General features: G+C 66.4%; 17 protein-coding genes. 10 read left to right on the top strand and 7 right to left on the bottom strand.

Annotation, left to right across the window (positions count from 1 at the left end):
• Positions 1-93 precede the first annotated feature (93 nt).
• Positions 94-528 carry a hypothetical protein gene (locus IEY37_RS19615; protein WP_188944621.1) on the top strand — a complete coding sequence of 145 codons (435 nt, stop codon included), beginning with the start codon at positions 94-96 and terminating at the stop codon, positions 526-528.
• Positions 521-1,153 carry an HNH endonuclease family protein gene (locus IEY37_RS19610; protein WP_188944620.1) on the top strand — a complete coding sequence of 211 codons (633 nt, stop codon included), beginning with the start codon at positions 521-523 and terminating at the stop codon, positions 1,151-1,153. The genes IEY37_RS19615 and IEY37_RS19610 overlap by 8 nt, the downstream gene beginning before the upstream one ends.
• Positions 1,154-2,038: 885 nt before the next feature.
• Here IEY37_RS19610 and IEY37_RS19605 read toward each other — a convergent pair.
• Positions 2,039-2,779: a hypothetical protein gene (locus IEY37_RS19605; protein WP_188944619.1), complete on the bottom strand. Its 741-nt coding sequence runs from the start codon at positions 2,777-2,779 to the stop codon at positions 2,039-2,041.
• 210 nt (positions 2,780-2,989) lie between these two features.
• Positions 2,990-4,000, bottom strand: coding sequence for a DUF932 domain-containing protein (locus IEY37_RS19600; RefSeq protein WP_188944618.1), 1,011 nt, complete (start codon positions 3,998-4,000; stop codon positions 2,990-2,992).
• Between the two features lie 155 nt (positions 4,001-4,155).
• Here IEY37_RS19600 and IEY37_RS19595 point away from each other — a divergent pair, with 155 nt between their 5' ends.
• The 7 genes from IEY37_RS19595 to IEY37_RS19565 all read left to right on the top strand — a co-directional run bounded on the left by IEY37_RS19595 (position 4,156) and on the right by IEY37_RS19565 (position 16,429).
• Entirely contained in the window at positions 4,156-4,356 is a 201-nt protein-coding gene (locus IEY37_RS19595) for a DNA-binding protein (RefSeq protein WP_188944617.1), read from the top strand.
• Positions 4,357-4,416: 60 nt separating this feature from the next.
• Positions 4,417-5,709 carry a PDDEXK nuclease domain-containing protein gene (locus tag IEY37_RS19590; RefSeq protein WP_229674678.1) on the top strand — a complete coding sequence of 431 codons (1,293 nt, stop codon included), beginning with the start codon at positions 4,417-4,419 and terminating at the stop codon, positions 5,707-5,709.
• Between the two features lie 908 nt (positions 5,710-6,617).
• The gene (locus tag IEY37_RS19585) at positions 6,618-10,640 is read left to right on the top strand and encodes an Eco57I restriction-modification methylase domain-containing protein (protein ID WP_188944616.1); all 4,023 of its coding nucleotides are present in this window, start codon (positions 6,618-6,620) and stop codon (positions 10,638-10,640) included.
• Complete coding sequence (locus IEY37_RS19580; protein ID WP_229674677.1) at positions 10,637-14,023, top strand: helicase-related protein; 3,387 nt, start codon at positions 10,637-10,639, stop codon at positions 14,021-14,023. Before IEY37_RS19585 ends, IEY37_RS19580 begins: the two co-directional genes overlap by 4 nt.
• Positions 14,024-14,448: 425 nt before the next feature.
• Positions 14,449-15,270 (top strand): hypothetical protein, encoded by an 822-nt coding sequence (locus IEY37_RS19575; RefSeq protein WP_229674676.1) that lies wholly within the window; start codon positions 14,449-14,451, stop codon positions 15,268-15,270.
• 282 nt (positions 15,271-15,552) lie between these two features.
• The gene (locus IEY37_RS19570; RefSeq protein WP_188944614.1) at positions 15,553-15,933 is read left to right on the top strand and encodes a histone-like nucleoid-structuring protein Lsr2; all 381 of its coding nucleotides are present in this window, start codon (positions 15,553-15,555) and stop codon (positions 15,931-15,933) included.
• A gap of 256 nt (positions 15,934-16,189) precedes the next feature.
• Complete coding sequence (locus tag IEY37_RS19565; protein ID WP_188944613.1) at positions 16,190-16,429, top strand: hypothetical protein; 240 nt, start codon at positions 16,190-16,192, stop codon at positions 16,427-16,429.
• Between the two features lie 78 nt (positions 16,430-16,507).
• Here the strand turns inward: IEY37_RS19565 and IEY37_RS19560 are convergent, their stop codons facing one another.
• The 3 genes from IEY37_RS19560 to IEY37_RS19550 all read right to left on the bottom strand — a co-directional run bounded on the left by IEY37_RS19560 (position 16,508) and on the right by IEY37_RS19550 (position 18,964).
• The gene (locus IEY37_RS19560; protein ID WP_268238039.1) at positions 16,508-17,614 is read right to left on the bottom strand and encodes a MucR family transcriptional regulator; all 1,107 of its coding nucleotides are present in this window, start codon (positions 17,612-17,614) and stop codon (positions 16,508-16,510) included.
• A 193-nt stretch (positions 17,615-17,807) separates the two neighbouring features.
• The gene (locus tag IEY37_RS19555) at positions 17,808-18,644 is read right to left on the bottom strand and encodes an IS3 family transposase (protein ID WP_229674683.1); all 837 of its coding nucleotides are present in this window, start codon (positions 18,642-18,644) and stop codon (positions 17,808-17,810) included.
• A 35-nt stretch (positions 18,645-18,679) separates the two neighbouring features.
• Positions 18,680-18,964 carry a transposase gene (locus tag IEY37_RS19550; RefSeq protein ID WP_188944610.1) on the bottom strand — a complete coding sequence of 95 codons (285 nt, stop codon included), beginning with the start codon at positions 18,962-18,964 and terminating at the stop codon, positions 18,680-18,682.
• 895 nt (positions 18,965-19,859) lie between these two features.
• Between IEY37_RS19550 and IEY37_RS19545 the strand changes: the two genes are divergently transcribed.
• The gene (locus IEY37_RS19545; protein WP_188944609.1) at positions 19,860-20,168 is read left to right on the top strand and encodes a hypothetical protein; all 309 of its coding nucleotides are present in this window, start codon (positions 19,860-19,862) and stop codon (positions 20,166-20,168) included.
• A gap of 337 nt (positions 20,169-20,505) precedes the next feature.
• On the opposite strand, the gene IEY37_RS19540 is transcribed toward IEY37_RS19545, so the two are convergent.
• Positions 20,506-20,718, bottom strand: a complete 213-nt coding sequence (locus IEY37_RS19540) for a hypothetical protein (protein WP_188944675.1) — start codon at positions 20,716-20,718, stop codon at positions 20,506-20,508.
• Positions 20,719-20,952: 234 nt separating this feature from the next.
• On the bottom strand, positions 20,953-21,210 hold the full coding sequence (locus IEY37_RS22890; protein WP_188944608.1) for a DUF3892 domain-containing protein: 258 nt from the start codon (positions 21,208-21,210) through the stop codon (positions 20,953-20,955).
• Positions 21,211-21,452 lie beyond the last annotated feature (242 nt).

Genomic DNA, 21,452 nt, shown 5'->3' with positions numbered 1-21,452 from the left:
TGACTGCTTCGAGGGTGCAGGCTTGCGGCTGACGCCAGTAGGCGGTGGCGTGGTAGGTATGCGGTGTCGGTGCGGGTCGCTACGGTCAGCGACATGGGGTCGAAGACGAACCGGGCGGTCACGGCGCGGCAGCAGGCGCGGCAGCGGTGGGCGGCGTTGACCGCGGACCGGGCAGCACGCGATAGCCGGATTGAGGAAGCTGCCGCCGCGGTGATCGACGCGGCCGAACAGCTCGCCGCGATCACCGGCCACGCCGCCGAGGAACGCGCGGCCGCCCACGCCGCGTACGACGCGGCCGTCGCGAAGATCGACCGCGCTGAGAATGACGCGCTGGGCGCCGCGGAACCGGCGCTAGCCGCGGGCCTTGCCGCGCTGACCGGCGAAGGCGTCAAGGCGGCCGACATCGCATCGCTGACTGGCCTGCCGCTAGCGGACGTGCGACGACTCACCGTCAAGGCAGCAGCGCCCGCCGACAGTGGGGCCCCGGCCACCCGTGAGGGCGCCGGCGCCGGCGCGGACAGTGAGTAAGTCCCACGGTGAGCCGCTGTACCTGTCGGCCGGTGATGTGGCGCGGCTGCGCCGCCGGGTCGTGGTGACGGCGACGTGTCAGGTGTGGATGGGCGCGGTCGGGTCCGACGGGTATGGCCGGTTCGCCGTCCCCAACGGCACCCCGGTCGGTCGGACGGTCACCCCGCACCAGGTGGCCGCGCAGCTGGCGTCCGGGCCGGTGCAGCTGGGTTCGACGGTGCTGCATGATTGCGACCAGCGGCTGTGCGTGTCCACCCGGCCCGGTCATGTCCGGGTCGGAAGCCAACGGGAGAACATGCGGCAGGCGGTGCAGCGTGGCCGGGCGGTCGGGCCACGGCCAGGCCGGACCGATGTGCGCGGCAACCTCGGCGCGTCCCTGGCCATCCAAGCGGCGCTGCGGGACGCGCTGCGCACCGACCCGCACGCCCACCCGGACACGCTCGCCGACGTCCTAGCGGCGGCGGTCGCGGTCGGTGACCCACTCGCAGCTCTGCTGCCGCTGTTCGGTGAACCGGCCCGCACCCCGGTGCCCGGGTGGGACGACTTCCCGGTCGACCTGTTCGACCCCCGAGCCACGCCGGACGATCGACCAGCAGCAGCGCCGGCGGCGCCAGCCCTCTTCTGACTGGCGTCGAAGTTGGCGTGAGCGGACCACGCGACCGGATTCCCGTGGCCTGACGCCCACCGGGTACGCAAACCCGTACCAGCGGCGCTAGGCGGCCGCCGCCGGTGCCGCAGCCCACTCGGTACCGGTCGGTCACACCGCAGTCTGACGAGGAGGTTGCCCCGCCCCGGAGCCGGAAGCGGGTTGGTAGCGGGGAAGCCTTCCCGGGATAGGCGGCCGCGCTAGGTCCGGTCGGTTCGAGCAAGAGCCGGCCGGGCCGTTCCGCGTTTGCGGTCTCGAAGCGCCCGTGCGGGTGTACCGCGGATGGCTGCGACCGTGCGAAGGTCGGTCGGCGTTCGTGAGCCTTCCCGGGGACTCACGACCGTCTGTCGGGGTCCGGCCGCTCAACTTGTTGATGCGGCCGGATCCGGCATTCGACACGCGGCCCGCCCCGACCGACGTTAGCCACCCGCGCTGACAACGCCCGTGGCCACGCCGCTACACCGCGCCGCCTCGCATCGACGGCTGCTCGACCCCGTCGGCGGCTGCAAGGTGCGCGCAACTCGGCGTCGACCCGTCACCGACGATCGGCAGGCCAAGACCCGGACCGCTTCCGCGGGACGGTCAGGAGCGGATGGCCCGCTGCGCGGCCGGGGCACGGTGCCGCGGCGGAGAGGTCGGTGAAGCTGTAGGCGCGGACGTGCGAGAGGACGCTGCCGTCGGGCAGCACCAGCCGGAAGCGTTCGTCGCCGAGGCCGTCGCCGTCCCACCGCCCCGTGGCCCGTTCGCGGCTACGGCCGGCGAGGTCGCGGCAGTCCGGGCACGGGCAATACCCCAGCCGCACGGCCGGACCGTGCTGCTCGGTCAGCGACCCGTGGTAGCGGACCCGATCGTCGTGCATGCCGGTCACCCGGCCGTTCGGCGCAGCGGCCAGCCCAGCGGGCCGAGCGGGTAGATGCCGGCGTCGCCGGTGGGGTCCGGGCGCAGGGTGATGCAGCGGCCGCCGGCGTCGATGGTGACCGTGCCGTCTCGCCACCACTGGGCCTCGACCTCGGGCGGCCGGGTCGGGTCCGCGGCGGCGTGATCAAGCATGGCCTGCAGAACCTCGATGGTGACCAGCGGCCGCGCATCCCCGGTCGCGCTGTCCGGCTCCCAGCCAGCGGCCGGCCAGGTCACGGCCGGATCGTCGTCGGCCAGGTGGAAGCGGCCAACCCCACCCGTGTGGGCATGGGCCAGCGTGGCGACGGTTTCCCCGCAGTCGCCGGGGCCGATAGTGAAAGCGACCCGGACCGGGCGGGCGTCGGGATGCTCGTCGGGGTGGACCCGGCCGGGGGTGCTGGCATCGGCCAGAGGCCCCGGGATCCGCCAAGCCACGAACGTCTGCCGGTGCCGGCGGCGCGGGTCGGTCTCGTAGACGGTGCGGGCCTGCCACAGCAGCGCTTCGAGACGAGCGCGGACTTCGAACGGCAGCACCGGCGGCGCGTCCGGGGCCGGCGGCTGTGGGTAGGTGGCGGTGGCGACCGTCTCGGCCCACAGTTGCGCGGTGACGGCGGCCGGCCCCGGAATGCGGAACTCGGCCCACAGCTGGCGGGGCGTCTCGATCAGTAGCCCGTCGGCGATGGCGTCGGCGCGGGAGTAGATCGACACGAGCGGCCGGTCGTGTTGCGGGCCGAACATGGGGCGGGCGCGGCGGGCCGGGCATCGGCCGGGGCCGACCGGTCCGGCCGGTGGTGGTGCGGGGTGGCTGCGGCGGCGCGGGGCAGGGATCATCGGGGGGCCTCTTCTTCGGCTTTGAGCGGTTGGGGGAGGGCGCCCGGTGGGCCAGGAGCTGTGAACTCCTGGCCCACCACCTGGCGGTTACAGCGCGGCGATCAGCTCGAACGCGCGGGTCTTGACGGCCGGGCCGGTGCCGGTGACGGCCCGCTCGGCACGTTCTGCCTGTCCGGCGCGGCGGCTGCGCATCGGGGCGGTGAAGTCCACGTACTCGGTGATGGCCTGGTAGGCGCCCCACCTGCTGCCGCGGAAGTCCTCGGACAGGGTCGGGGAGTAGCGGCGCAGCCGGGACAGCTCCCGTAGCCGCTCGTCGGCGGCGTGGGTGCGGCTGCTGGTCGCCTCGGTGGGCCACACCTGGGCGATGACCTGCTTGAACTGCACATCGCTCAGCGGCTGCTCGATCAGCCGGTCCGCCTCGGCCTGGAACGCTTCGGCGTAGGCGAACGTGAGCCCGAGGGCCTGCCGGGCCTCAGCGATCCGGCCGGTCGCGCCGGCGGTGTGCCGAATCGAAAAACTCGACTTGGCTGACCGGAGCGCGGCGGCCTGGGTGTTGGCGCACACCACCCGGACCGGGGAGACCAGCAGCCGGAACGCCGACGACCCGTCGTGGCTGTTAAGCGCCACCAGGTACAGGTCGACCGGGTCGACCCCACCGATCCGCATCGTGGTCGGCAGCTTCATCGTCATGAACACCTGACGGCCGCCCCGTAGGCTGCCGGCGGTCTCAAAGTGCGCGCCGCCCTCGTCCACAACGGCGTTGAGCACCTCGGCGTGTGCCTCGTTCTGCACCGGCCGGTACCCCGAGCCCACCACCCCCAGAGGTTCGACCTTCCCGGTGGCTGGGTTGGTCCGCACCGTGGCGAACGCATCCGGCACGTCGATCCCGGCCGTAACGCCGTCGGCGTCGATGCTCGACGCGGTCTGCAGCGGTACCGTCCGCACGTCCCAGCCGCCCAACTTGGCGTACTGCATGGCCTGAGCCGCGTCGAACGCTTTGGGCAGCACAGTCCCCAACCGGTGCCAGGCGTGCTGCCGCGCCGACACGAACGACGCATCCCCCGCCGCGCCGCCCAGGTTCTCCAGCATGTGAGCCATGACTTTGTCCTCCTGTCGACAACCGGCCCGCCCGGTCTGTCACTTCCTACTGTACTATTGTGTAGTGTAGGAAGCAAGAGGAAGGTTGTAGAGTGCTGGGCATGGTTACGGTGGCTCCCGTGCGGCTACGACTCGCGGGACGGACAGAGCTGGCAATGATGCTGCACGTCAGCCGCAGCCGCGCGGTTCAACTGTCCAACCAGCGCGGTTTCCCCGAACCCCTGGACGTACTCACCATGGGCCAGGTCTGGGCACTGGACGACCTCATCACCTGGGCCGACGCCAACGGACGGACACTTGACCTCCAAGCACTGCGCGCACCTCACCTCGAGGCCGACGCCGACTCGAAGCCGTAGGGCAAGAGACCCCCAGGTTGAACCTCTCGTGCGCGCTCATGTGCTCGCTCCGTACCAAGCATGGAAGCCGATGAAGTCATGACGTCCGAGGTCTTGCCTGAGGGCTATCCGGAGCTGCTGGCGCAGGTTAAGGCAGACGTGTTGGCCACGCGACTGCGTGTGGTGCGCGCGGCGAACACGGACCTGGTCGGGCTGTACTGGCGCATCGGCAAACTGATCCTGGACCGCCAGCACGAGCAGGGCTGGGGCACTCGAGTGATTGACCGCCTGGCGGCAGACCTGCGAGAAGAGCTCGGGGAGCAGCGCGGGTGGAGCCGATCGAACCTGTTCTCCATGCGGGCACTTGCGGCTGCATGGCCGGACCCTGCAATCGTCCAACAGGCTGTTGGACGATTGCCCTGGGGCCAGGTGACGGTGCTGCTCAAGGTGCAGGACCCCCATGAGCGGGAGTGGTACGCCCAACGCTCCGCTGTTGACGGCTGGTCCCGCAAGGTCTTGGAACACCACATCGCCACCGACCTGCGCAGCCGACTCGGGGCGGCGCCGAACAACTTCCCCGCTCACCTAGACGCCGCCGACGCTGATCAGGCGCGAGAGATCTTGCGCGACCCGTACGTGTTCGACTTCCTCGGCTTGGACTCGAGCGCCTCTGAACGCGACCTCGAGGACGGTCTACTGAGCCGGCTGCAAGACACGCTGCTGGAGTTCTACGGCTGCGCGTTCGTCGGCCGCCAGGTCCGTATTGAAGTCGGCGGCGACGAGTTTTTCATCGACCTGCTGCTCTTCCATCCGGAGCAGCTCCGCTACGTTGTCGTCGAGCTTAAGGTCGGCAAGTTCGAACCCGCCCATCTCGGTCAGCTGCAGTTCTACGTCGGAGCGATCAACCAGCAAAAGCGCCGACCTGACAAGCACGCTTCCACGTTGGGGATCCTGGTGTGTAGCTCCGGCACCGACGAGGTCGTTCGATTTGCGCTGGGCTCGGCGAACTCGCCGATGGCCGTGGCCACCTACACGTACGACACCTTGCCAGCCGCCGAGCGCGCAGTGCTGCCAGCAGCTGAGGACATCGCCGCCGCCATCACACCTACACCGCCTTTGAATGGGCACCTTGCCGACCGGCTACTAGATCAGCTCGCTGCAGTCCACCAGAACCTTCGTCACCCCCGCAGTATCCGCCGAGCCCGCAACACGCTCCTCGACATTCGGCAAGGCAAGGATCCAAACACGCTCATTGCTAACGTCAAGGCTCGATTTTCCAACGGCCAGGACGTGCAGCTTGACGACGAAGCGGCGGTGCGCGTACTTGAACTTGTCCGGACGTTGTACAAAGAGCAGGACGGCAGCAGTACGTAACTGTTTCACATTTAGTACCGCCGGTCACTGGCTGAGGTGTCGTTGAGGCGCTTTAGAGACCATGCCGTTGGCTCGAGCCGCCGACGATCGCACCCGCACGCTTCGTGCAGTACCAAGTCGCCTACCGGCACGCCGATTGAGGCGGCCAGCCTTTGGCTCGCTACGCCGGTCACCGTTGACCGTCTCGCCGATCGGCCGCCTTCAAGCCATCGGGCAGATCGCTGCGACGACGAGCCCAACCAGAGTCATACGACCGACTTCGATACGCAGAGGTGCCAGTAGCTCGTGTCCGTCCGCTTCTCGGATCCGGACGTCCTGGACGAGGTAGCGCTGAGGTAGCGCACGACGCCGATGGGACATGAGGCCTGTCGGGTCACTCGCCGCGGATCTGGTCAAGCGAGTCGCAAGACTTCGCGGAACCCTGGACTCCCGAACCCACCGACGACGCGACGCTGCTCCTGCTCAAGCTCAGGCAGCGATGACCTGCGACATCGTCCTCACCCTTGAGGAGGAAGCCACCTAGCGACGCACGGTCGACTGGATCAACACGATGTGGACCGGCTCCGCCCTCCACCGCTGGACGTCCTGATGTTGCAGGCGACACCCGATTCGCCTATGGCTCCAATCTCACCGTTGCCTTGGCGTGCGGAACCCATCGACTTCGGCGTCGCCGAGACTCGGTTCCCTGCTGCACCCGTCGTTGAGGTGTCCCGAGGTAGTCAGTCGCAGATCGCCAGCACCCGCAACGTATAGACGCCAGAGCAACCGCCGCGCTGCGACGGGCAGCCATGACCTGACCGGTCCAGTGCTCGCCCGAGTGGGTAGCGATCAGCAGCCCCTACGTGTCCGGTCGCATCCGATGGGAGAAGATCGAGGGCGTCTTTTCCAGTGAGTAGGGGGCCGCCGACGTGGCAGCGTTTTCCATCGATGACTTCCTGGCCGACACAGAGACGCAGGAGATTGACTGGATGCGACCCAGCGGGGTTCCCAGCTCTCTGGAGCCGCTTCGCGTCGCCATCGGAGCCGGCTCAGACGCCCTTGAGGTCGCCCTCGCCGTCTCGCCGAACCCGCCCAGGATGGACGATGTCCGCCGACTGTGGTCACTACGCTGGAATCGCCGCGCCGCTCCGGTGCTGCTGGTGGTCGCCCATCAGGGCAGCAGCGGATGGCAAGCTACCGTGTGCGGACTCAGCGGTGACCCGGCGGCCATCGGAGGCCTTGACCTGAGCCAGGTCGAGCGGATCTGTGCTGCTGCACTGGCGGAGCCCACTGCGGCCGCCGCTAAGCGGACGTTGCAACGGCTCTTGGTCGGACCGAAAGACCAGCTCATCGCTGGTCTGACCAACCAAGGGCTCTTCGCCTCCCACGAGCTGCGTCACGGTGTCCCTGCCCGTGTCGACTGGGCAGCCGCCCGCGCCCGCGGCATGGCAACGCTGGGCAAGACCGGCGCTGCCTTGATCACTGCACTCGGCTACACCACCACGGCCTACGGTTCGCTCGCGCACGTGCTGTCGGCCAACGGGACCCGCCAGGCAATCGCCGTCCTGCTCAACGAGGAGGAGCTTTTCGATCGACCCGGCGTGCGGTTCGGGGCGGTCTCGCCAGTCACACAGGGGCTGGCGATCGCCCAGGAGTACAACCTGCCCTGGCTCATCGTCATGCGGGGGACCCAAATGCGCCTCTATCCGGCGCGGCCGGACATCGGCGTCGGTCGGAAAGGACAATCGGAGACCTTCGTTGAACTCGACCTGGCCCTGCTCACCGAGGCGGATGCCGGCTACCTGCCGCTGCTGTTCGCACCGACCGCGCTCGATGCCACCGGCACTGTCGCCGAGATCCTGGCCGCGTCCATCGACCACGCCACCGCGCTGGGAGCGCGACTGCGCGACCGCGTGTACGTCGATGTCGTCCCCGCCTTGGCGGTTGCCGTCGCCAACGCCATGCGGAACGCCCAGAACGCCGAACTGAACGAGCAGGACCTGCACGAGGCCTACCACCGGACCTTGATCATCCTGTTCCGGTTGCTGTTCGTGGCCTACGCCGAGGACCGCGGCCTGCTGCCGTATCAACGGAACCCGCGGTACACCCGCAAGGCTCTCAAGACCCTCGCGCGCGAGTTCTCCACCGACGGTGATTACGAGTTCGACGCCAGTTCCTTCGACCGCTGGGAGGACCTGCAGTCCGTCTGGCGGGCCGTCGACGATGGCAACCGCGAATGGGGCGTGCCCGCCTACAACGGCGGCCTGTTCGCCAGCGACCCGGAGATGCACCCGTCTGGTCACGCGATCAGCGAGATGCGGCTGAGCAACGCCGAGATAGGGCCGGCGCTCAAGTCCCTCTTGATCGACACGGGTGCTGACGGCGATCTCGGGCCGGTCGACTTTCGATCGCTTTCAGTCCGTGAGTTCGGCACGATCTATGAAGGGCTGCTCGAGTCGTCGCTGTCCGTCGCGCCAGCCGACCTCACCGTCGCCGCGAAGACGGCGACATATCTACCTGCGAAGCCGGGGGATCTCGTCGTCGTCCCCGCCGGCGGCGTGTACTTCCACAACGCCTCCGGCAACCGGAAGGCCACCGGCTCCTACTTCACCAAGGCGTTCGCGGTCGAGCATCTGCTCGACGCCGCGCTCGAGCCGGCTCTGGCCGATCACCTGGCCCAAGTCAAGTCGATGCTGGACGCCGGCGATGACGCAGGCGCTGCCGAAACCTACTTTGACTTCCGCGTCGCCGACCTCGCCATGGGATCGGGGCACTTCCTAGTGGCAGCGATCGATCGCATCGAGAACCGCTTCGCCAAGTTCCTCAGCGAGCACTCCATCCCCGCCGTCACCGATGAACTGAGCCGGCTGTCCGCCGCCGCCGAGGAGGCCCTTGGCGATGCGGCCGGACACATCGAGATCGAACCGTCGATGCTGCTGCGACGCCAGATCGCCCGCCGATGCATCTACGGCCTGGACCTCAACCTAATGGCAGTCGAGCTCGCGCGACTCGCCATCTGGATCCACACCTTCGTACCCGGCCTGCCCATGTCGTCCCTCGACCACGGCCTACGGGTCGGCAACAGCCTGACCGGGATGGGCACGGTCGACGAGGCGCTCACCGTTTTCGAGCCCAGGGCAGCCGCCGGACAGGAAAGCCTGTTCGCCGAGGGCATCAAGGCGACCCTGGAGGTGGCCCGCGACCGCCTGCTTCGCGTCGCTCGCACCGCCGAGGCCACTAAGGCCGAGGTCCGAGAGTCCTCTCGCGCCCACGCCAAGGCGATGCAGGAGGCCGCCGGCGCTCGGTCCCTGCTGGACAGCGCAGTCGCCGTCCGGCTCGGCGAAGCGAAGTTGCCCGCCGGCCCTGAGGAAGCGGTCGCCCTGGGCAACCAAGCGAGCACCCAGGCGGCGGTGCAGCGGCTCAACGCGCTGCACCTGCCCGTGCTGTTCCCTGAGGTCTTCATCCGGCCGCAGCCCGGATTCGACGTCATCCTGGGCAATCCACCGTGGGAGAAGGTCCGCTGGGAACCGGCCCCGTACTGGGTTGGAATCAGTCCAGGTCTCATAGCGCTCCCCGACAAGAAGCGGACGGACAGGATCAACGAGCTCCGTCGGACACATCCAACCGAAGCAGCGCACGAGCGATCGGAACAGAAGCAGCGCGAGGAGCTCCAGAGCTACTTCAAGGAAGGCTTCCCGCTGCGCGGCGGCACCCACCTTGAACTCGCCCAGCTGATGCTCGAGCGCGCCATCAAGGTGCTCCGTCCCAGTGGCCGCTTGGGCCTGGTGCTGCCCCGTCAGAGCATGGTGCTCGCTGGCTGGAAGAAGCTTCGCAAGCACTTGGTCGTGAGCCACGACCTCGCAGTTGTTCAAGGCAGAAACCATGCCGAGTGGCTGTTCGAGGACATTCACCAGTCGTACGCCGTGGTTCTGTTGGCAGCCGGTCCTCGAACCGACGCACCAGTGGCCGTGTGGGTGGCCACGACCGCTGAGCAGATCCAAGCCGCCTCTAAGGAAAACGCCATCACCCTGACGACCGATGACCTTGCGACGTACTCAGAGTCCCACGTCATTCCCTGGTTTGTCGATGCGGAGGACAAACGCGTCTTCGACAAGATGCGAGGACATGCCCGGCTTTCAGTCCAAGGAGGGTGGATATCCGGGCGGAGTGACACCCGTTGGGACTTCACCGGTTCGGGACCGGACAATGGACTGACCAAGCATGCTAGTGAAGCTGGCGCGTGGAAGGTCTTGATGACCGCCCACGCCGACGCATACAACTACGACGAGTCGGTGCCCTACAAACAATTTATTGCCAATTTCCCAGCGCTCGTGGCCAAACGACGCGGTGTCTCCCTTGACCACGGAGTCGTACGCCTGGATGCCAGCCACCCAGTAGTGGTCTTCCGTTACCCCAGTCGGAGCGACGACACTCGCACAGTGATCGCGACTGCCCTGCCGGAAGCGGGCTTGCTCCCCAACGCGGGATACGTGCACGGGGTGGCTCACGCGCCGGACTCGACCGAAGACGCGCGACTGGCCCTTCTCGGGTTGCTCAACACCAACACCCTCGACTGGTGGTCACGGCGCTTCGTCGACCGTCACGTCACGGCGCCGGTCGTCAACCAGCTACCAATTCCCGGGTGGTCCGAGGAAGACGTCAGCTACGTCGCGGAACGCGTCGCCGCTGTCCTGGTGCGTCAAGGGTTCCGGCGGCTCGCCGGAGGCATCGACGTACTGGCCCGCTCCGCGGCCAGCATCACCGACCTGTCCGAGATGCCCGTGCCGCGGCTCCTGGCCGACATTGAGGTTGCGACACTACGCGGATACGGTCTCAACCTGGACGACTTCGACACCATCGCCAAGGACTTCAAGGAACTGGGTCTCCCCCGAGCGCACCGAGACAACGTCACCGCGGCCTACCACGCGGCGCATGAGGAAGCCGAGGCATGACCGTTCCGGCGACCATCAGGCCCGAGTTCGCGACCAACGACCTGTCCAGCGGGCAACAGGTCGCCACGGCCATCAACTCGCTGCTGGGGTACCTGCGCGGCAAGTGGATCGAGCCGCCGGCGCTGGCCATCGCGACCGCGTACTTCAACCCGGGCGGGTTCAACCTGCTCGCCGAGGAACTCGAGCAGGTCGGCGCCGTCCGGCTGTTGCTGGGAGCTGAGCCCGTCGACGTCGACGAACGCTCCCGTATCCGCCCGTTGGGGCAGCGGCAGCGTCGTCGTGGGCCAAGCCCGGAGGTCCGGCGGGCGCTCGAGGGACACGTCCGCGCCCTGCAGGAGGACCGCAACCTCTTGGGTTTTACACGGGAGGCCGACGCGGCCGCGCGCCGACTGGTGCGCTGGCTTGAGGAACACCCCGCGGTCGAAGTGCGGCGCTACGAGCAGGGTTTCTTGCACGGCAAGGCGTTCATCGTTGAGACCGACAACACCGGAGTCCTGGCGGGCTCCTCGAACTTCACCTACGCCGGACTGGCCCGCAACAACGAGTTGAACCTGGGCCACTACCAGCCGACTCCGGTCAAGCAGGTCGTCGACTGGTTCAACGAACAGTGGGAGAAGGCGACGCCCTACGATCTAGCCTCGCTGTACCGGTCACGCTGGGAGCCCCACCAGCCGTGGGACATTTTCCTGCGCATGCTGTTCGAGAACTACGGCGCGGACCTTGACGATGCCACCGCCGGCTCACGGCTCGGGCTCACAGCCTTCCAATCAGACGGCGTCTGGCGGGCCAAGCGGATCCTGGACCGCCGCAACGGCGTGCTGATCGCCGACGAGGTCGGCCTGGGCAAGACCTACCTGGCGGGTGAGCTGATCTACGAGGCCACCGTCCAGCGGCGGCAGAAGGTCCTGATCGTCTGCCCGGCGACGCTGCGCGACTCCACCTGGTCAGGCTTCCTGCGAGACACCAATCTTCGCGCCGACGTCATCTCCTTCGAGGAGCTGGTGTCCAACATCGACAACGCCGGCACGAGGAGCTCCGCGCTGCAGCACATCGACGAGTACGCGATGGTCGTGATCGACGAGGCCCACGCCTTCCGCAACAACCTCACGTTGCGCGCCGAGGCACTCCACCGGATTGTCGACTCCACGGTGCCCAAGGATCTCGTGCTGCTAACGGCGACCCCCGTTAACAACAGCCTAGAAGATCTCTACAACCTGATCATGTACTTCGCGCGCAATGATTACGCGTTCGCCGACATCGGGATCCCCTCCCTGCGGCAGTACTTCAACCTGGCCATCGCCACCGATCCGGACGACCTGACCGCTCAGCAGCTGTTCGATGTGCTCGATGCGACTGCCGTGCGCCGCACCCGACGCTTCATCAAGAATCACTACCGAGGTGACCGGGTCCGCATCAACGGTGTCGATCAGGAGATCTCCTTCCCGACGTGTGAGGTTCGCCGGGTCGACTACGACCTGACCAGGGTGCTGCCAGGTGTGTTCGACGACCTGGCCACCGCGCTGGGGGCGCACGTGGACGACGACAGCCTGGGCGACAGCGCCGGCGTCATCCTCGAAGACCTCGGACAAGTGCTCACCATGGCCCGCTACGTGCCGTCTCAGTTTCGCCGTATCGGCGAGCCCGAACAGTATGAAGCCCAGAACGCCGGACTCCTCCGCTCCGCACTGCTCAAGCGCTTCGAGTCCTCGGCATACGCCTTCTGCCGGACCGTCGCTAAGATGATAGAATCCCACGACCGGTTCTTGCACGCCCTGGACGCTGGCTACGTCCTGACCGGTGAGAGCCTGCGTGACTTCGTCACCGTCGGCATGGACGATGCCGCCGACTTTCTCGCCGAGCTCGAGGACGACGACGGCACCATCGCCGCTGGCGGCTACCACGTCGGTGAACTCCGGGAGGCCGTTGAAGCGGATCGCGCCCTGCTGGCGCGGCTGCATAAACGGGTCCGACACGTGGACCACACGACCGACCCTAAAATCGCCCGCCTAATCGACCAGCTCGCAACCATCGCGGCCGAGGCCGACGACCAAGGCATCGGAGAGGATGACACCAGGAACAAGCGGAAAGTCCTAGTGTTTACCTACTTTACTGACACCGCCGAGTACATCCAGACGGCCGTCAAGGACGCCGTCATCACTGATTCACGCCTGGCCTCCTTCCGCGATCGGTACGCCCTGGTGTCCGGCCCCGACAAGATCGACCGGACCGCGCTGATCGCCGGTTTCGCACCGAACACCGCGGGAACCGGCGCCGAGGACGACGTGTACGACATGCTGATTACCACCGACGTCCTCGCCGAAGGCGTCAACCTGCAGCAAGCCCGGCACATCATCAACTACGACCTGCCTTGGAATCCGATGAAGCTCGTGCAGCGGCACGGTCGCATCGACCGCATCGGCTCACCCCACAGCCGGGTCTTCATGCGCTGCTTCTTCCCCGACGAGGATCTCGATCGGCTCCTGGGCCTAGAGGAACGGCTCCAGCGCAAGCTCAAGCAGGCCGCCGCAGCGGTGGGCGTCGGCACTGTCCTGCCCGGCGTCGATCCCGTGGAACGCTCCATCACCGAAACTCGCGACATGATCGAACAGATCAAGCACCAAGAGGCAGGCTTGTTCGAAGACGGCGGATCGGCCGCGCTGTCCGGCGAGGAGTACCGCCGACAGCTGAGCAACGCCTTCAAGAACCCCACCACCAAGAGCCGCGTCCGCGCGCTCCCCTGGGGTGCAGGAACCGGCATCACCAGGAACTGCGCCGATCCAGGATTCGTGTTCTGCGCCCGCGTCGGCGACCACGACAAGCCGTTCTACCGGTACGTCCCACTCCACGCTGACCTCACTATCCGGACAGTGCACACCGGCACCGGCGAGCCGACTCCCGAGGTCATCCGGGAGACACTGTCCTGCCTCTCGCACGCCGACCCTGGCGACGAGACCACGCCGCCCGGCGAGCTGACCGACGGCATGTACGACGCTGCCTTCGATGCCTGGGACGTTGCCCGCCGTGACATCCACCTGGACTGGTCGCTCCGGACCGACCCAGGGCGGTTGGCCCCACCCCTGCCCAAGGTCATGCGCGATGCCATTGACTTCGTCGAGCAGCACGGCGCCTACCTCGGTGAACGGCAAGACGACCTCGCCAACCGGCTAAAGGCGCCCTACACCACTCGCGTCCAGCGTGCGGTCCGCGCAGCCCTGCAGACGGCCACGCACGGCCCGCCGCGAACTGTGATTGAACGCATCGCCTACGTCGCGGAGGAGTACGGCCTGTCCGTACCGGAGGCGCCGATCCCGCTGCCGCCAGCGCAACTCGACGACATCTACCTGATCTGCTGGACCGCCATCACACCAGCGTCCGTGTCTTGATGCCCGACCAGGCCCCAGCCGAGCGATCAGCTCCGCTGGCCGCGACCGACGTCCTGAGGTGTCTCCGTGCCGCATTAGACTTGTCGGTGACAAGTCGACCTGGGTGAATGGCAGCACCCGGCCTACTGGGCCACGGACGGCCCAGACGCGTGTGCGCCATCACCGAAGGCGGGCACCGATGGCACATCGCATCATGTTCTTTGCGCTCGCGACGACTTCACCGCGACAAGTGAAAACGGCCAGGGCCGGCCGGTGGCCCAATCGGTCGGATGGGCTCAGATGCTGGCAGCCGGCCTCACGGCACCTCGCTGGGCTGGACCCAGCGCCACCATTGCAAGCAGGTCGAAGGTAGGAGCGGTGTGCCCCGCCCGGACGTGACGTGGACGGGGGTGACTAATCCGTGCTCTCCATGCTGTGCTTGGGACGTGTCAGATCGGTTCCAAGGCTTGAGTGAGCAGGAACGGGCGGCGTGCCTGATCGCTGAGCGTGTGCTGGGGGTGGTCGCCGAGCCGTGGGACGTTGACGGCCGGCAGGGCGTCGTCGATGCCATGTTGACCTACCCCACCGGCCGCCGGGCGGCGTTCGAAGTGACTGCACTGTCCGGGGACGGCGCGCTGCAGACCCTTTCACTGCTCAGCAGAGACCAGTTCCAGTGGCCACTGCCGGGCCAGTGGACCTGGACGGTTGAAGTCGGTTCGGCGGCTGATCTGCCGCAGCTCAGGGGCAGGTACGTCCGGATTGCGTTGCTGTGCGAGGCTGCAGGGCTGTCCCGACCTGAGCAGCTGTGGCAACGACAGATCAGCGTGGATCCGGACCCCGACATCGCCTGGCTGTTGGAGCACTCCACCTCGGACATGGTCGGTCATCCCGATCTACCAGCCATAGACGGTAATCGAGTTCGAAGTGCCACGGTTCTTCCCGCCTCCCGAGGCGGCGCCGTCGACGAATCCTTGAGCGGGCTCCGACAGGCCTTGGAAGACGCCTTCGCAGAACCGCACATGGTTCGCCACTTAGACAAGACCGCACGAGCCGACACCGATGAGCGCCACTTGTTCCTACCTGTGCACTGGAGCGTTCTGCCGTTTCCCGTCTTTTACGGGCTGCTGGACGATGGGCAAGCACTTCCTCCTGAACCACCACCACTTCCGCCGGCCATCACGCATCTGTGGCTTGCTCCTGAACTCGCTCGACGAGTGCTCCTGTGGACACCGCACGGCTGGCAAAATCACTACCCCTACGACAACTAGCCACAGTGACCGTTGAACAGTTCTCCGCCGGCCACCGACGCCGCCGGACAGATCCACGACCACAGCCCCCTGCTGCTGCCGGGCGGGGATGATTGACGACTGGCGCGACCCCGACTGACCGACGGCCAAGGTGCGCGAGCTCGTCGGCTGCGTCCCCGACCCGACGTTGGAGCTCTACCCGGTGAGCGAAATTGTTGCTGCTGTGTTCGCGGGTCAAGTCCCTTCCGATACTGTGGGTGAGTAGAGGGCTTCATTCGACGGGATAGGTGGACGGGGACAGGTATGGCATCGCAGGTGGATGTGAAGGTTGTAGACGACATCGACGGTTCCAAGGCGGCCGAGACGGTGCGGTTTGGTTTGGACGGTCGAGACTACGAGATTGACTTGAGCGCCCGCAACGCAAAGGCGCTGCGTAAGGTGATGGCCGAGTTCGTCGACGCCGGCCGTAAGATCCGCCCTGACCGAACCACCCGACGAGCAGCGGCCCGACCGTCGCGTAGCACCGGCGACTCGGCCGCGGTCCGCGCGTGGGCGGCTGACAACGGCATCGAGATCTCCGAACGCGGCCGCATCTCCCGCCAGGTTCTCGAGCAGTACGCCGCCGCCACCAACCCTGCCGGCACCCCGGCCGCGAGCACGTCGGAACCGGAGTTCGCCGGCTGAAACAAGCCAGCAGTTCTGGTAACCGCCACCTCGCGGTGGCGGTCGGCAGCCCGTTGCTGGCTGCGTTTGATCGTTGCGTGGGCGATACGACAGCGGGATGATGGTGAAGGCCCACCTTGACCGCTCATGACGGTGGCGCTGGCGTCCGAGTGACCGGCACCATGAGGTATCGGCGTGGCATCGACGTCGCGCTGTTGCCGGTCGCTCGGATGCCTGCTAGATCAGTTGCATGAACATGTCGAGTCCGGACCCGGGCGTGTCATTCTCCGCGAAGGCGTCCAAACCGGTGTTCGTGGACGAAGGGGGTTCCCCGGCTCCGCTCATTCTGTATTTGGTCGGCGCGGCAGTGTTCGTTGCCATAGCGATCGGGATTTACCAGGCGCCGCTGTTGGCTCCTTGGACGGTTCCTGCGGCAATCCTTGGCGGCACGCTGATAATCCTGGGCGGACTGATGTCGATTAAGGCGGCCGTTGCGGAGCTATTGGGCCGTCGGTAGGTACGCGCGGGTCGCAGTGCCTGGCAGAGACGACGACGGTCGACCTAGCAGCTACGGGGGAGCGCCGGCCGCTGGCCTCTACCTGGTGCGTCGTTGTCCGGGTGGGCCGATGAGGTAACCGGCGCCGTGGGCGCGTAGGCGGCGGGCCAGCCATACGTCGGATCGGCCAAGCTCGGCGCTCATTCGTTGCACGGTCCAGCCTGTGCTGGTGCGGGTGGCGGCGTAGTCGACCAGCGAGCCGCGGTAGCCAATCCCATCCAACGTCTGCCGTTCGACGTAGGCGGGATCGGTGCGGCGCTGCACGCCGGCCGCGGTCAGCAGTGCGGCCAGCTGCTGCGAGTGCAGCCCCGTTTCCTGCTTGAGCTCTGAGGTGGTGGCGCCGTCGGCGTACCGGTGGGCCAGGTACTGGCCGGCGTCATCGAAGCCGGCCTGGTGGGCTGTAGCGGTGATGCGTTGCAGCGCGGTCGGTGCCGGTTGCAACCGGTCCGCGAGGCCGTCGCGTTCGGCGCGGACTTTGAGCCAGGGCACGCTGTGCCCGAGCGCTGCGGCCAGCTGTTTAGGACCAACATCGGCTGGCTGGGCCGCCAGGAACTGAAACAGCGTGGCGTGGCCGACCCGGCCCAGCGCCGCTTGTTCGATCGGATGCTGACGGTCCAACGGCCCGGGCAGGTCCAGCTCGGCCAGCAGCGCCGTCACCGATTGGCGTGACGAGCCCAGTTCAGCCGCCATCTTGAACACCGACCAGCCACGGCCGTGTCGATCCCGCAGATACGACGCAACGTCCAGGAAGCCTAGGTCGGCGGCCCGGGCGTCGCGCTGGTCGCGGCTGCGCTGTGCGGATCGGCGGGAACCTTCCTGCGCGCGGGACACCAGCTGCTCACGCCGTTCGGCGCGCTGCGCGCTGCGCCGGCTGCCCGCGGTCATCGCGTCCCGGTAGGCGGTGGCGAGCTCGCCGCTCTTGGCTCGTCCCACGGCCCGATCGACCAACGCCTTCAGCCGTGGTTCCCGCTCCATCCGCTGCCGGGTACTGGCACTGCGCTGCGCCCGCCGCTGCGGGGCCTCCAACACCCGCCGCAGCTGTAGCCCGTACCGCTGGCGGTACTGCGCCACCGTCAACCCGTGCCGGGCGGTCAGGTGAGATCCAGACACCGTGTTCAACCACCGCCCACAAGCTGCGCACTGCACCGTGCCAGCAGCTTCGTCGACGGCGAGCACCCCGAGCCTGCCGTACAGCGGCTCCCCGTCCGGCAGCCATCCATCCGGTGCCGATGCGGCTCGAGCAGCGTTAGTCACGACGACTCACCTCCTACCTACACTAATCGCCCTACTCAACCATGGGGAGCCTGACCCGGTTTCCCGGACGGTTCTTGTGTGTTGATCATGCCGCGATTTCTGCGGCGGTGTGAAGGGCTTCGTAGTCGGCGGGGCTGAGGTTGTTGAGACTGGTGTGCCGGCGGCGGGGGTTGTAGAACGCCTCGATCCACTCGAACATGGCCGACGCCAGCTGCGCCCGGGTGTCCCATGCCGTGCGGTCGAGGAGCTCGCGTTGCATGGTTGACCAGAACGACTCGATGAGCGCGTTGTCCACCGACGAGGCGACGCGGCCCATGGAGCCGAGCAGGCCTGCTTGCCGGAGCCTGTGGCCGAAGAGCCAGCTGGTGTATTGCGCTCCACGATCCGCGTGGACGATGGTTCCGGGTTCGGGCCGGCGGCGCCAGCGCGCCATCTCAAGCGCGTCCACGACGATCTCGGCGGTGATCCGGTCCGAGATCGACCAACCCACGACGCGGCGGCTGAACGCGTCGATCACCGCGGCGCAGTAGACCCATCCGTCTCTCGCGCGGTGCTGCGTGATGTCGCAGAACCAGAGCCGGTTCGGCGCGTCCGCGCGGAACTGCCGCTTCACGAGGTCCTCGTGCGTGGCCGTGTCAGGTTTCCAGCCGCGCCGCTTCCGACGGTGCCAGACCCCGACCAGACCGTCGAGTCGCATGAGCCGGGCGACGCGTTTCCGGCCGACGTGAACGCCGAGCCCGAGGCGCAGCTCGGCGAGCACGCGCGGAGCGCCATAAGTCTCGCGGGAGTCGGCGTGGATGCGTCGGATCGTCGTCGTCAACGCCGCATCCGCGACCGCTCGCGGCGACGGTGGCCGGTTCACCCACTCGTAGTAACCGGAGGTCGAGACGTTCAGGAACCGGCAGGCCACCGCGACGGGGATCCCGTCCGCGGCGAGCTCCTGGACCAGCCGGAACCCTATTTTGGGAGCACGTTCTCCCTGGCGAAGTAGGCCGACGCGCGCTTGAGGATCTCGTTCTCCATCTCCAGCACCCGCAGCCGGCGCCGCAACTCGACCAGCTCCTTGTGCTCCTCGGTCGTCAGCCCGGGCTTGCGGCCGCTGCCGACCGCATCTCTGGACATCCAGTTCCGCAGGCAGGACTCACTGATCCCGAGGTCACGGGCGGTCTGACCGACCGGGTTGCCCTGGGCGACCAGATCGAGGGCTCGACGCCGGAACTCCGGCGGGTGGGCAGCAGGCATCTCACGGACTCCTTCCGAGACGATCATCGCCTCAACTCAGGTGTCCGGAAAAGCGGGTCAGGCTCCTGGCGTACATCGCACAGCTTTAAGACAGGCGGCCGTCAACCTCCCGGGAGACGTTGCCCAATTACGGCTTCGACACCGTCGGGATATATACATGGCTCGCCACCAACACCTCGAGCGCGTTACCGGAATCCATCAGCGTAGGCTCAGCCCCGCCTGGGGAGTGATGCCGCCAATTCCCCGACTGGGGCTCAGCTTCATTTGCCCCCGTGCCTGTTCCATGTCGTTGGTCACGGAGGCTGAACTCCACCCCTGAGGTGCGTCGCGTGACGCTTCGTACGGCGAAACCCGGTCAGCGCGCTGTTGAGGCAGGCAACGGACCAGTCCGCCGGCCAGGGTGATCGAGGATCTTAGGGGTAAGTGGCTGGACCACAACTGCGCGGCGGCGAGGATGACGCTGGGTCGACCTCGTTGCGACGTTCGTACCGGTTGGCTCGCGCAACCGTGGCGACACCTGCCACAATTGGGTATGCCACTGACGAAAGAGATTCGACGAAGGAATGAAGATTACGTACCGTTCGTCCGTCTTGATGAGGCGGCCCTGCGTCTGATTGAGGCAGAGTTGAGCAAGCTTGGTGGGCTTCAAGTGTCGTGCGTTGGGTACGAGGACCCGGACACCCTGGATTACCTCCTGGACTCTCCGCCTGCGAGGATAAAAGACTTGACGCTTAAAGCCCCAGCCCAGGCCCCTTCCTGGCGTCAGGTGCGCGTGTACCTAGGAGGCGACGGTATTAGTCGGGTGGAGCGAGGCCAATCGCTTGACGATTGCGAGTCACTTGCTGTACATATACGCATCGGAGACATATTGCGGACATATTCTCGGCCTCGGTTGGTGGCGATGCGCCAGCGACTTGGCTACATCTACGCCGCCTGGATAGGCATTTTTGTGTTCTCGGTTGCCCCTGTGGCTTTAGGCCTGGTGCCTGGCTGGTGGCTATTGCTGTACAGTGCCGCTACATTAATAGGGCTAGTAGCTCAATTTGGCTACATCCTATTATCGTTCCGGCAGCGCGGCCGTGTTCTGCTCGATAAGCAAGTTGATGGCTTCTGGGAGCGGAATAGAGATGGTCTTCTAATCGGCTTTCTCAGTTGTCTACTTGCGGGTCTCATTGTCTTATTGTTAACGCCTATCATTATTTGATCTATTGGACGCTTACTCGCAGAACTTGGGGGTCGTGGGTACGTTAGGTAATAGCGTGCGCCGTCACCGGTTTGACCTGCGACCGTGACCTCGCTGACTGTCACAAGGCCTCGCGATGACGTCAGTGACGAAATACAGCGGTCACCTGGTCACTTTTCCGCTGCAGGCAAAGAGTGCGTGCCGCGGGCCGTGCGTTGAGTTGCACGGCCGGTGTCGTGTGGGCGTGGAGCCCGTTGAGGACTAGCTGAGCAAGTTGACGATCACACGGTAATTGCGATCGCGATCGCGAACCGTCGGCGCGTCACGGTTAATAGAGCCAGGCACCTTGTGTCCAACGCTACTTCTTGCTCTTCTTGGTTGACTCCGTGACTGTCGTCTTCGGGTTCTTGCGTGCTGTAACCCACTTGACGAAGCGACCGGTGATTGCGCTGCGGCTGCGCTTCCCGCCTTTCCGGGCCATGTCGATGTCCTCTCGAAGTAGGTGCTGCAGCGAGACGCCCTGCTGATAAGTTGAGTCTACCTGGCCGGACAGAACCACGGTGTTGACCATGGCGGCCGGTCTCGCGCGGCCAGTAATAGCTCAGCCCCTGCCTGTCGCGGTCAATGGTAGCGGGTGGTACGGGGTTGCTCTTGCGCACACGTCGCAACATCCAATCGCTGATGCCGGCAGCTGCGGGCTGGACCAACCGGCGGCACTGCGACGCTTGCCTTAAGCGCTGAAGGGCGCCGCTTAGGTACGTCGTTCACTGACTGCGCAGCCGTTGCGCGCACGCACGCAAAGCGGTCAGCTTGGGAGGTCATCAAGATTGTTCCGCTGTGAGCTGTCGTGGTCGGTCCGCAGGTATTTTCCTGTCGGTCCATTCACGACGTGGATGTCGGTTCGACCGACCTCCCGCCACAGGACGTAGTAGGAATTTAGTCCAGTTTCAATATCGTAGATGCACGCGGCAGCGGAGCGGCGCCAAGGGATCGCGTCGTTCCGCAGTTCCAAGGTTCTACCCCATTGATCCCTAGTCACGTGCGTCACTTGACACTCGGTCATATGGCTCCCCCACCGTTTCGCCCAGATGCGCCAGCCAGCACAAAGCGTACAAACCGGATGTTCGAGCCGCCAGCACATTCACTCGAACGAGACGCAGCATCACCCAAATCGTCAGTTGCGCCAGCGTCCATCTTCGCATTGCAGCCCACTGTACGGTCCGTCTAGTTGGAGATTGGGGGCTCATCGCAATCGACGGTGTATGGAGGGTCTGAAGCCGCCGGTTTCCAGCAGTGATCTGGCGA

Origin of the sequence: Nakamurella endophytica (assembly GCF_014646215.1) — a bacterium.
Taxonomy (GTDB): domain Bacteria; phylum Actinomycetota; class Actinomycetes; order Mycobacteriales; family Nakamurellaceae; genus Nakamurella; species Nakamurella endophytica.
This window is presented reverse-complemented; position numbering and strand designations above follow the sequence as displayed.